The organism is Asanoa sp. NPDC050611 (assembly GCF_040654855.1).
Classification (GTDB): domain Bacteria; phylum Actinomycetota; class Actinomycetes; order Mycobacteriales; family Micromonosporaceae; genus Asanoa.
Genome location: NZ_JBFAIU010000053.1, coordinates 20,154 through 31,782, shown reverse-complemented (window position 1 = coordinate 31,782; position 11,629 = coordinate 20,154). Strand labels below are relative to the sequence as shown.

General features: G+C 71.8%; 10 protein-coding genes and 1 pseudogene. 1 reads left to right on the top strand and 10 read right to left on the bottom strand.

Features of this window, described 5'->3' with window-relative positions:
* The 3 genes and pseudogenes from AB0H87_RS11335 to AB0H87_RS11325 form a co-directional block, all read right to left on the bottom strand.
* A pseudogene (locus tag AB0H87_RS11335) lies at positions 1-455 on the bottom strand (hypothetical protein); the annotation flags it as partial.
* On the bottom strand, positions 452-1,426 hold the full coding sequence (locus tag AB0H87_RS11330) for an ABC transporter ATP-binding protein (RefSeq protein WP_360142807.1): 975 nt from the start codon (positions 1,424-1,426) through the stop codon (positions 452-454). The gene AB0H87_RS11330 and the pseudogene AB0H87_RS11335, both read right to left, overlap by 4 nt.
* Positions 1,423-2,232, bottom strand: coding sequence for an ABC transporter permease (locus AB0H87_RS11325; RefSeq protein ID WP_360142805.1), 810 nt, complete (start codon positions 2,230-2,232; stop codon positions 1,423-1,425). Before AB0H87_RS11325 ends, AB0H87_RS11330 begins: the two co-directional genes overlap by 4 nt.
* A gap of 99 nt (positions 2,233-2,331) precedes the next feature.
* Here AB0H87_RS11325 and AB0H87_RS11320 point away from each other — a divergent pair, with 99 nt between their 5' ends.
* Positions 2,332-3,195, top strand: a complete 864-nt coding sequence (locus AB0H87_RS11320) for a winged helix-turn-helix transcriptional regulator (RefSeq protein ID WP_360142803.1) — start codon at positions 2,332-2,334, stop codon at positions 3,193-3,195.
* Here AB0H87_RS11320 and AB0H87_RS11315 read toward each other — a convergent pair.
* From AB0H87_RS11315 to AB0H87_RS11285, 7 genes are all read right to left on the bottom strand, one after another.
* Positions 3,173-4,357, bottom strand: a complete 1,185-nt coding sequence (locus tag AB0H87_RS11315) for an MFS transporter (RefSeq protein ID WP_360142801.1) — start codon at positions 4,355-4,357, stop codon at positions 3,173-3,175. The two genes, AB0H87_RS11320 and AB0H87_RS11315, sit on opposite strands and share 23 nt — an antisense overlap.
* 74 nt (positions 4,358-4,431) lie before the next feature.
* Complete coding sequence (locus AB0H87_RS11310; protein WP_360142799.1) at positions 4,432-5,223, bottom strand: GNAT family N-acetyltransferase; 792 nt, start codon at positions 5,221-5,223, stop codon at positions 4,432-4,434.
* On the bottom strand, positions 5,220-7,235 hold the full coding sequence (locus AB0H87_RS11305) for an alpha-galactosidase (RefSeq protein WP_360142797.1): 2,016 nt from the start codon (positions 7,233-7,235) through the stop codon (positions 5,220-5,222). The genes AB0H87_RS11310 and AB0H87_RS11305 overlap by 4 nt, the downstream gene beginning before the upstream one ends.
* A 2-nt stretch (positions 7,236-7,237) precedes the next feature.
* Positions 7,238-8,464 (bottom strand): cellulase-like family protein, encoded by a 1,227-nt coding sequence (locus AB0H87_RS11300; protein WP_360142795.1) that lies wholly within the window; start codon positions 8,462-8,464, stop codon positions 7,238-7,240.
* The gene (locus AB0H87_RS11295; protein WP_360142793.1) at positions 8,461-9,342 is read right to left on the bottom strand and encodes a carbohydrate ABC transporter permease; all 882 of its coding nucleotides are present in this window, start codon (positions 9,340-9,342) and stop codon (positions 8,461-8,463) included. The genes AB0H87_RS11300 and AB0H87_RS11295 overlap by 4 nt, the downstream gene beginning before the upstream one ends.
* A complete protein-coding gene (locus AB0H87_RS11290) occupies positions 9,342-10,250 on the bottom strand; it encodes a sugar ABC transporter permease (RefSeq protein ID WP_360142791.1) in 909 nt (302 codons plus the stop codon). The genes AB0H87_RS11295 and AB0H87_RS11290 overlap by 1 nt, the downstream gene beginning before the upstream one ends.
* A complete protein-coding gene (locus AB0H87_RS11285) occupies positions 10,247-11,527 on the bottom strand; it encodes an ABC transporter substrate-binding protein (RefSeq protein WP_360142789.1) in 1,281 nt (426 codons plus the stop codon). Before AB0H87_RS11285 ends, AB0H87_RS11290 begins: the two co-directional genes overlap by 4 nt.
* Between the last annotated feature and the right edge of the window lie 102 nt (positions 11,528-11,629).

Genomic DNA, 11,629 nt, shown 5'->3' with positions numbered 1-11,629 from the left:
GTCGCGGCGGCCGCCGAGCGCCCGCGCAGCGTCGGCCCGCTGACCCTGGACCCGGGCCGGCGCAGCGTGACGGTGCTCGACGAGTTCTGCACCAGCGCGCTGGAGCCGTTGGCCAGCACCAGGGCCATCCGGCTGGCCGGCGTCAGGAACATCGCCTCGAGCGTCCCGCTTACCCGCTCCCAGGAGAAGTGCCAGGCGGACTGCACGAGCGAGAAGAAGAAGGTGTACGCGAGCGCGCCCGCCGCCAGGAACGCCAGCAGGCGACCGGGTTCCGCGACCAGCGGCCACCGCTGCGCCGCACCGGGCGCCGAGGTGACCGGCAGCACCGTGTAGTACGTGGTCGCCAGCGTCAGCACCGGCCAGAGCAGCATGGAGAAGACGACGAGCTTGCTGCCGAAGATCCGGCGGTGCTGCTTGAGACCCTCGGCGGCGAAGACCCGCAGCGCCGCCCTCATCGCGCGGCCACGGGAGCGCGCGACGACATCGCCAGGATCGCGTCCTCCAGCGTCGGCGGGTTGACCTCCAGCCGCACGATCGCGCCGCCGGCCCGGACCACCGCCGTGGCCAGCTCGCCGGCCAGGTCGTCGGGGCTGCGCAGGACGTACGTCGGCCGGCCGTCCGCGTCGATCCCGCTTTCGACCTCGGCACCGAGCGCGCTGACGGCGACGGAGACCGCGGGCGCCGCCTCCGCCAGGGTCAGCTCCACCGTGTGGGGCAGGCGCGTGCCGGCGGTCAGCGCCGTCGGGCTGCCCTCGGCGACCAGGCGGCCGCGGTCGATCACGTACACGTGCCCGCAAAGCTCCTCGACCTCGGCCAGGTAGTGCGAGGTGAGCAGGACGCCGACGCCGTCGCGGGCCAGGCGCGCCACGACGGCGCGCAGGTCCCGGGCGATCGGTGCGTCCAGGCCGAGGGTGGGCTCGTCGAGCAGGAGGTACGCGGGCTGGTTGATCAGGCCGCGCGCGATGCTGAGCCGCTGGCGCATGCCGCGCGAGTAGCGCTCCACGAGCGTGTCGGCGGCGTCCCGCAACCCGACCAGCTCCAGCAGCTCGTCGATCCGCGACCGCAGCACCGCGCGCGGCACGTCGTAGAGCTGGCCGAAGTACCAGAGGTTCTCCCGGCCGGTCAGCCGCGCGTACACCATGCGCTCTCCCCCGGCGATCAGGTTGATCCGCCGCCGGACCGCGCGGGCGTTGGCGACCACGTCGAGGCCGTCCACGGTGACCGATCCACCGGACGGCCGGAGCAGAGTCGCGAGAATCTTGATGGTGGTGGTCTTGCCGGCGCCGTTGAGCCCGAGCAGGCCGGTCACCGCGCCCGGCGGGATCGACAGCGACAGGCCGTCGACCGCGCGGGTCGAGATGCCGGACCGCCGGAACAGCGTCCGCTTCGCCGGATAGGTCTTGCGCAGCTCGCGCGTGACGATCACGCTGATCCTCCACGTTGGATGGCGACGCGTTCCGCGGGCCCGAGCAGCCGGAGCCCGACGATCAGGTAGGCCAGGCCCAGGGCCAGGCAGAGCAGGAGGTCCGGCGCGGCGGCCGAGAGCGGCGGGTGGTCGAGCGTCGCCGCCCGCAGCGCCCGCAGCGCCGACGTGACCGGCAGCGCCTCGCCGAGCCAGCGCAGCGGGTCGGGCAGGTATGCCGGCGGGAACGTGAACCCGCAGACGAGGCCCATGCCCACGAACAACGTGTTCTGGGTGATGTGCGCTTCGCCCGCGGTGATCATGATGGCGCTCAGCGGCACGGAGATGCCGAAGACCGCGACGCTGGCGGCCACGAACGCGGCGAACAGGGTGACCGGGTCCGGCGCCGGAAGGCGTACGCCGATCATGATCGCGAAAGCCAGCATCACGACGACCTCGACCACCGTGGTGGTCAGGGCTTGGAGACCGACCCCGACGAGGTACGGCAGGCGCCGGGCGGGCGCGAGCACCTGGCTCTCCAGGGTGCCTTCGCGCTGCTCCGTGATCTGCGCCTTGGCGACCCAGAGCACCATGCGGACCGTGAACATCGAGGCGGCGGCGCCCACCGTCACGTAGCCGAGGTAGTCCGCCGTGCCGGCGGCGGTCGCGAAGCCGCCGCCGGCCCGGCCGCCCCCGATGGCGTGGTAGGCCAGGTAGGCCAGGCCCACCGTGAGGATGCCCGTGGCCAGCGTGCCCACGAAGTACGTCCACTGGTAGGCCCGCATGGTGACCAGCCAGTTGCGCCGGAGCGTCGGTACGGCGGTGGCCACGGTTCCTCCGTTAGTTTTATTTTGGAACTAACTCGGTTTCACGTGGGAACTTAGTGGCTGGGGCGCAGGATGTACAGGGCCGAGGCTTAGGAGGATGCCGTGACCCCTCGGGTACGCGAGGTCGACGCGGCGTGCGGCGTCGCGCAGGCCGCCGCGGTGATGGGCGACTGGTGGAACCTGCTCGTGCTCCGCGAGGTCGCGCGCGGCCAGCACCGCTTCGACGGGCTGGTGGCGGAGCTGGCGGTGTCCCGGCGGGTGCTCACCGAGCGCCTCGCCCACCTGGTCGAGCACGGCGTGTTGGAGCGGTCGCGCTATCAGGACCGGCCACCGCGGTACGAGTACCGCCTGACCCCGCGCGGCGAGGCGTTCCTGCCGGTGCTGGTCGGCATGCAGGACTGGGCGGACCGGTGGCTGCTCGGCGACGGCACGCTGACCGCGACCGCGCCACCTGCCGGGCCGGAGGGTGACCGGGTGCGGGCGCTGGTCGGCACCGCCGTGCCGCCGGTGTCGCTGCCGTCGGCGACCGGACCGCGCGACGTGCTCGCGGAGACGCCGACGGTGCTGTTCGCCTATCCGGCCACGGGCCGGCCCAACCCGCACCCGGCCGGTTGGGGCGGCATCGCCGGCACGATCGGCTGCACGCTGGAGAACCGGCTGTTCCGCGACCGCCTGCCCGATTTCGCCGCCGCCGGTGTGGCGGTGCACGGCGTGAGCACCCAACGCCCGGAGGAGCAGGCGGCGTTCGCGGCCGAGGAGGGCATCCCGTTCCCGCTGCTGTCCGATGTGGACCTGGCTCTGGCGGCGGCGCTGCGCCTGCCGACGGTGCGGATCGCCCAGCAGCAACGCCTCAAGCGGCTGGTGCTGGTCGCCGACCGCGACCGGGTGGTCCGGCACACGATCTTCCCGGTGACCGACATCCCGGCCGCGGTCGACGACGCGCTCACCGTCGCGCGGACGTTGTGAGCAGCAGGGTCGAGACGGCCGCGAAGGCGGCGGCGACCACGAACACCGCGCCGGGCGCGGAGTAGGCCAGCGACCAGGCGAACACCGCGCCCGCCAGCACCGGCACGCCGGTCTCGGCGACGGCGGCGACACCGGTCACCGCGCCGTTGACCGCGCCCTGCTCGTCGGCACCCGTGGCCTGGGAGAGCCACGACTGCGCCGCGGCCACGCCGATGCCGCCGAGCACGCCGACGGCCTGGAGCAGGTAGATCACCGCGGGGCTGGTCGCGAACGCGGTGGCGCCCAGCGCGACCGCGCCGCACAGGCTGCCGAGGACGGCGGCCCGCCGGTCGCCGAGCCGCCGCACGATCGGCCCGACGGCCCTGGCCTGGAAGACGGCACCGGCCAGCGCGCCCGCGGACATGGTGACGCCGACGTGCGCCGTACCCCAGGCGAACTGGTGCGTGACGAAGAACGTCCAGATCGCCTGGTGGGTCATCCGCGCGACGTCGGCGCAGAACCGGGCGACCAGCAGCCGGCCGAGCACGGGCCGGCGCAGCACCGCGCCGATGGCGCCGAACGGGTTCGCCGTGCGCAGCGTCAGCGCCGTCGTGCGGTCACCGGGCCGGGACTCGGGCAGGACGCGCCAGCCGTAGGCGACGTTCGCGAAGGCGAGGAGGGCGGCGGCGTAGAACGGCAGCCGGGGGTCGACGGACCCGAGCGCGCCACCGAGCAGCGGGCCGGCGACGAACCCGAGCCCGAACGCCGACCCGACGAGCGCGAAGGCGCCGGCCCGCCGATCGGGCGGGGTGACGTCGGCGACGTAGGCGTTGACGACGGTGGCGGTGCCGGCGAACGCGCCGGCGAGGGCGTGGAAGACGACCAGCCAGGTGACGGTGGGCGTGAGGGCGTGCGCGAGCCAGTCGACGCCGAGGCCGGCGAGGGCGGTGAGCAGCACGGGCCGGCGGCCGTACCGGTCGGCGAGGCGGCCCAGCAGCGGCGCCGTCACGAACTGCAGCAGGCCGAAGGTGGATCCGAGCACGCCGGACCAGGTGGCGGCGTCGGCCGCCCGACCGGTGAGGTCGAGCATCAGCGCGGGCACGACCGGCACGACGATGCCCAGGCCGAGCATGTCGATGAAGACGGTGATGAGCAGGAAGGAGAGGGCAGGCGCCCGGCGCATCGGTACTCCCGAGTGTCGAGTGAAGGCGGTGCCCCCCTCGACTCGAGGTACGGAGGATCAGATTATCGGTGCCGTCAAACGATTTTCGGCGTCCACACCCAGGGCGTCGTGGTGGTGACCGCGCGTAGGCCGAGCCGCTCGAGGATCGGCCGGCTGTCGTCGGACGCGTCGACCATCAGGTAGCGGACGCCGCGCGCCGCCGCGACGCGGGCCCGGTGGGCGACCAGCGCGCGGTAGATGCCCTTGCGCCGCCAGGCCGCCAGCGTCGAGCCGCCCCACAGCCCCGCGAACTCCGTGCCGGGGAAGATGGGCATCCAGGCGGCCGACACCACCTCGCCCCCGGCCTCGGCGACGAAGACGACGATGTCGTCGGGCGTCGACGCGATCCGGTCGCGGAGGTCGTCGGCCAGGAACGACCAGTCCTGGCCCCACACCTCGGACTCCATGGCCGCGATCCGGCGCAGGTCGGCGATGTCGGTGGTGGACCGGATCGTCACGCCGCCGGGGTCCGAGCCGGCGTCGGTCAGCTCGGCCGCGAGCCCGATCACCACGGTCTCCCGGTCCTCCGGCACGAAACCGGCCAGCCGCAGCCGCTCGGTGAGGTCCGGCCGGTCGTGTCCGTAGGTCTTCCACTCGACCGCGGCATCGCGCGCGGCGGACCAGTCGCGCAGGCGCCCGATCAGCGCGTCCAACTCGGCGACGCTGACGCCGTCGAGGTCCTGGGCGAACGCCAGCCCGCGGTGCGGGGTCTCGGCGTGCAGCACCGGCCCGTCCCACACGGCGTTCCAGGACTTCGGCAACCGCTCCGCGATGGTGCCCCGCACCTGCCGGTCGTGCAGGACCAGCAACTCCTGTGTCGTCGTCACCCCAACAGCTCTAGCACGACCAGGTCGGCGTCGTGGGTGTGGGTCCAGCGCACCGGCAGGCCGACCGACATCAGGTGAGCGCCGGAGTACACCGCGTCGCCTGCCTGGTAGCGCGCCGTCGGGTCGAGGTCGCGCAGCGGCAGGCGGATGTCGCGGGCCGGGACGCGGTCGAGGCCGTCGAGGCCACCGGCGTTCCAGGCGAGCACGACCACCCGGTCGCCGAGCGTGTACTGCACCGCGCACCGCGACTGGCCCGGGCCGCCGATGCGGTGGACCACGCCGCCCGTGACGACGTCGCGGACCTCCTTGTAGCGGGCGACCCACGAAGCCGCCTCCGCGCGCTGCTCCGCGGTCCACTTCGTGATGTCCGCGCCGATGCCAAGCACGCCCGCGCTGGCCAGCACGAAGCGGAAGGCCAGCGAGCGGGAGCGCTCGTCGAACATCCCGTTCGCGTCCGTCACCCACGAGCTCATCAGGTGCGGCGCGAAGGCCGACAGGAAGCCGTGCTGGATGCGCAGGCGGTCCAGCGGCGCGGTGTTGTCGCTCGGCCACAGGACGTCGGTGCGCGCGCCCATCGCCAGGTCGACCCGGGCGCCGCCGGCCGCGCAGCCTTCGATCGTCACCGCCGGGTGGGCGGCGCGCAGGTGGTCGAGGACCCGGTAGAGGTTGCGCACGTGGGCGCCGTCGAGGTCGGCCACCGAGCGGTCGGCTTCGGTGCGGGGGCGGTTGAAGTCCCATTTGAGGTACGCGATGGGGTACGAGCCGAGCAGCGAGTCCAAGGTGGACCTGACGAACTCGAAGACCTCGCGCCGGCCGAGGTCGAGCAGGTACTGGTTGCGGATCGTGGTCAGCGGCCGCCCGTCCGCCTGGTAGACCCAGTCCGGGTGGGCGGCGTACAACGCGGACCTGGGGTTGACCATCTCCGGCTCGACCCACAGCCCGAACTCGAGCCCCCGCGCCCGCACCGCGGACACGAACGCGCCGAAGCCGTCCGGGAACTTGGCCGGGTCCGGTGTCCAGTCGCCGAGGCCACCGTGGTCGTCGTCGCGCCCGACGAACCAGCCGTCGTCGACGACGAACGTCTCGACGCCCAGCGACGCCGCGATGTCGGCCAGCGCCAACTGCCCGTCCGCGGTGACGTCGAAGGTGGTGGCCTCCCACGAGTTGTAAATGACCTTGGGTGTACGCGCGAGCCGGTCGCCGGCCAGCCCGCGCTGGTAGGCGTGCCACTGCCGGGCGAGCCCGTCCAGCCCGTCGGCGCTGTAGGCGCCGGCCGCCACCGGCGTGGTCACGGACTCCCCCGGCGCCAGCGTGACCGGCGCGCCGTCCAACGAACGACCGACCCGCACCCGGGTCAGCCCGGCGGCGTCGGCGTCCGCGGTGATCTGCCACGACCCGGTCCAGGCCAGTTCCACCCCGTAGACGGCGTCGCCGTTGTCGACGGCGAGGTAGGGCGCGAACTGGTGCCCGGTCACGCCCTGGGCGCTGCCGATCTCGAACCGGCCCCGGGTCAGCCGCGTCGAGGCGGGCGTGAACTCCTCGGCCCACTGTCCACACAGGTAGGACAGCTCCGCGCCGCCGGGCGTCGGCACGCAGAAGCCGGCCGAGCCCAGCCTGGTCAGCGTCACCGGCGACGGCCCGTCGTTGTGCACCACGGCCCACCGCTCGACCACGTCGGTGCCGGGCGCGAACCGCCAGCGCAGCGCCACCCGCAGGCCGCTCACCTCGTCGGCGAACGTCGCCGCGAGCCCGTCCGTCTCCAGCACCGAGTCGAGCCGCCAGGTCAGCGCGTGCCCCGCGACGGCCAGGTCGGCGCCGAGGAAGGGGCGCAGCCCGTCCGGGGCGTACTCGACCGCGGCCACGTCGCCCGGCAGCATGTACTGCACCTTGCCGTGGACCGCGAACGGGGAAGGCCCGTCGCCGACCCCGTGCGGACCCCACGCGACCAGGTCAATGCGGTCGCCGGTGGCGGCAACGGCGTACTCGGTGCTGGCACCGGCGATCGTCCACATCGTCAGCGGTTCTCCCGGAACTCGTCGTTCAGCCGGCGCTGCAGGGCGACGTCCTGCCACATCGGATGGTGCGGCGCGGCGTTGGAGCAGACGACCGAGCCCCAGGCGCCGAGGTCGCGGGCCGTGCGCATGGCGTGCGCGCAGATCTCCGCGCCGACGGGCCCTTCCTCGAAGTTGGCGTGCAGCGGCGTGTAGCCGACCCAGCCCTCACCGAAGACCAGCGGAATGCCTCGGGCCGCGGCATGGTCGGCCGCCACGGCCAGCCAGGTCTCCATGGTCTCCCGCATCGCCAGCCGGTGCGCGCCGTAGCGGTCGTAGAGCCAGCGGTCCCACTTGTCAGGGTTGCACCAGTCGTGCACGTAGATCTCGCGCTGGGGCACGATCGTCGCCGCGCTCTTCCACGAGTCCGGCGGGCGCCAGTCCTCGAGCTTCGGCGCCCCGTCGCGCAGCAGCTCGGCGAAGGCCCGCTCCTGCGGGAACGGCCGCGTGGTGTCCCGCAGCGCGAACTCGTCGTAGAGCTGGCCGAGCACGCCGTACACGTACGGATGGAAGACCGCGACGTCCATGTTGCGCGGCAGCCCGCGCATCTCGCCCACCGGCACCCGGGCGTAGTTGACCGTCACGGGCACGGTCGGTTGCCGCTCCTTGAACCGGTCGATTCCCCGTTCCATGGCGTCGCGCAGCCCGACCACGCCCTCGCCCGCGTGCAGCCCGCTGTATTGCACCTCGTTGTGCAGCTCGACGTACGCGATCACGTCGTCGAGCCCTTCGGCGCGCACGAAGTCGACGAGCGCGGCGTGCGCGTCCGCCAGCGCGATCGTCCGCTCGGCCCGGGGCACGGCCTGCATCGCCCGGTGCCACGCGTCGTCGACGCCGAACGACGGGCTCTGCTGGTATTCCCAGCTCGACACGATGATCCGGCAGTCGTGCGCCTTGGCCTGGCGGAACAGCTCCAACAGGTGCGCCCGCCCGTTGAGCGGCGGCCCGTCCGGCACGTCGTACCACCGGGTCCGTTGGGCGAACTCGCCACCCAACCCGGTGAACCGCAGGGCCGAGGTGTCCAGCCCCGAACCGAAGAGGAGGTACGGCATCGCGCAGATCCGCACCGTGTCGTAGCCCCGCTCGACCGCCTGCCGGAACGCCTCGCCGAGGTCGGCGAACGGCTCGCCCGGGCCGGTGCGGGTGTACCAGGTGAAGTCCCACAGCGAGATGGTCATCGGCTTGTTCATTTACTCGATCCCATCAACAGTCCCGAGACGAAGTGCCGCTGGAAGGCGAAGAACACGATGGCCGTGGGCACGGCCGCGATCACCGACGCGGCGGCTACCACGTTCCAGTTGCTGACGTAGCCGCCCTGCAGGTTGAGCAGCGCGGCGGTGACCGGCAGCTTGGCCTCGGTGCGCAGCACGGTGATGGCCCAGATCAGGTCGTTGAAGATCCAGGTCGTGGCGAGCGCGCCGAGCGCGGCCAGCGACGGCCGGCACAGCGGCATGATGATCCGCGCGTAGATCTGCACCACGCCGGCGCCGTCGATCCGGGCCGCCTCGGTCAGCTCCTCGGGGATCGAGCGCATGAAGCCGTGCAGCACGAACGTGTAGAAGCCGAGCCCGAAGCCGACGTGGATCGCGACGAGCGCGTACAGCGTGTCGTAGATGCCCAGCGACTCCATCACCCGCGACACCGGGATCAGCAGGATCTGCGGCGGCAGCAGGTTGCCGGCCAGCATCGTCAGCAGGATCGCGCGCCGGCCGGGGATGTGGAACCGGGACAGCGCGTACGCCGCCCACGACGCGAGCAGCAGGCTGAGCACCACGGCCGGCACGGTCACCTGCACGCTGGTCCACAACGCCCGGCCCATCGTGCCGCGGCCGAGCGCCTCACGGAAACCGTCGAGGCCGAACGAGACGGGCCAGGCGGCCGTGCCGTTGGCGGCGATGTCGTCGAACGAGCGGAACGCCAGCACCAGCACGAACACCATCGGCGCCACCCAGAGCAGGGTGAGCGGCGCCATCACCGCGTGGAACACCCAGCCGCGGCGGCGCTTCTTCGACGAGGCCGCCGCCTTGGCCGTCTTCGGGGGTGCCGGGGTCAGGGTCGCGGTGGACATCAGGCGACCTCCTCCTTCGTGGCCCGGACCAGGTACGTGATGATGAAGATCAGCGCGAGCGCGAAGATCACGACAGCGATCGCCGACGCGTAGCCGAGGTTCAGGAACGTGAAGCCCTGCTGGAACATGTAGGTGCTGAGCAGCTCGGACGAGTGGTACGGCCCGCCCTGGGTCATCGCCCACACGATGTCGAACGTGCGCAGCGAGTCGATCACGGTGACCGCGAAGACCACGGTGTTGACGCCGCGCAGCTGCGGCCAGGTGACGTAGCGGAACCGCTGCCAGGCGCCGGCACCGTCCGTCGCGGCCGCGTCGTCGAGCGTCGGGTCGGTGCTCTTCAGCCCGGCCAGGTAGAGCACCATCACGTAGCCGACCTGGCGCCAGACGGCGGCGATCAGCACCGCGTAGAGCGCGGTGTCGGGGTTGGCGAGCCACTGCTTCTCGACGCTCTCCAGGCCGACCGCGCCGAGCAGCGTGTTGATCGTGCCGTCCGGCTGGTACTGCACGCGCCAGAACAGGCCGGTCACCGCGAGCGAGAACACCATCGGCAGGTAGATGCCGCTGCGGTAGAGCCCGACGCCCCGGCGGGGCCGGTTGAGCGCCACCGCGAGCGCCAACCCGCCCAGCACGGAGAGACCACCGAAGCCGATCGCCCAGATGACGTTGTTCCACAGCGCGCCGCGGAAGATGTCGTCGGCGAACAGGTTCTTGAAGTTGTCGAGCCCGACGGGCTTGGCGGCGCCAAGCCCGTTCCACTCGGTCAACGACAGGTAGAAGCTGTTGACCGCCGGCCAGAACACCATGCCGACCTCGACCACGGCCGGGATCAACAGGAAGAACCAGACCACCTTGGGTACGGCGCGCAGTCCCGCGCGCCGTCGCCGAGGTGGTGCTGAGACCGCGGTCACGATCCGAGGACCTTCTTCGCGGAAGCCTGCCACTCAGCCAGGATCTTGTTGACGTCGCCGGGCTTGTCCAGGAACTTGGTCAGCGCGGTGTCGGCGGTGGTCTGCAGCTCGTCGCTGGAGTCCCGGTTGAAGAACTGGGTGATCGCCTTGCTCTCGTTGAGCAGCTTGATGCCCTTCTGCACCAGCGGCGCGAAGGTGCTCGTGTCGACCTGCTGCGACGTCGGCAGGTTGGACGACTTGGCGAGCTGGATGAACTGCTGCTGGGCCGGCGCGGAGGCCAGGTAGGAGAGCAGCTCCTTGGCGCCTTCGGGGTTCTTCGACTTCGCGCTGGCGAAGTAGCCGTCCGTCGGAGCCTCCTCGGCCACCGGCACGCTCGGGTCGATGATCGGCACGCGGAAGAAGTCGAGGTCGTCGACGGCGTCGCTCGGGACGCCGGAGGTGATGAACGCGCCGATCAGGTACATGCCGGCCTTCTTGGCGGTCAGCGGGGTGACCGCGTCCTGCCACGAGTAGGACCGGCCCTTGGGGTCGATGTACTCGACCAGCTGGCGGTAGTGGTCCATCACGGTCTTGACCTCGGGGCCGTCGAACGCGTGCTTGCCCGCCAGCAGGTCGCGGTGGAACTCGGCGCCGTTGATCCGCAGGTTGAGGTAGTCGAACCAGCCGGAGGCGACCCACGGGGTCGAGCCGGTGCCCATCGAGATCGGCGCGACGCCCTTGCTCTTGATCGTCTTGCAGACCTGGATGAACTCGTCCCAGGTCGTCGGCACCTGGACGCCCCACTCCTGGAACGCGGACTTCCGGTAGAAGACGCCCCACCAGTAGTAGTTGGTCGGCACGAAGATCTGCTTGCCGTCCGCGGTGGACAGCTCCTTGAGCGCGTCGGAGAAGCCGGCGCAGGCGCCGTTGCCGGTCCACAGGTCGGAGACGTCGAGCAGGAAGCCCTTGCTGGCGTAGTCGCGGGCCACCGAGCCGGCGTACCAGGTCAGCACGTCCGGCGGGTTGCCCGAGTTGAGGTAGGTGGGCAGCTGCGCCCGGAAGGTCTCGATCGCGATCGTGTTGAGCGTGACCGGGGTCTTGCTGTATCCCTCGACAACCTTCGTGAGGGCGGCCTTGGGGTCAGGGTCGGAAAGCGACGACTGCAGGGTCAGCGTCGCGGAGGCGGCGGCGCCGGAGCTGTCGTCACTCCCGGTAGCGCATGCGCCGAGGAGCGAGGCCATACCGACACCGCCGATCCCGGCGAGGAACCCGCGGCGACTGAGGGGAACGGAAACCATGCGAAGCCTCCTGAACTAGCCAAAAGCGCCTGGACCTTCGGTCGGCGCACCACAGACGGGAGAGCCGGAGGTCGTGTTTCCAAGAGGTTGCATCACGGTGGA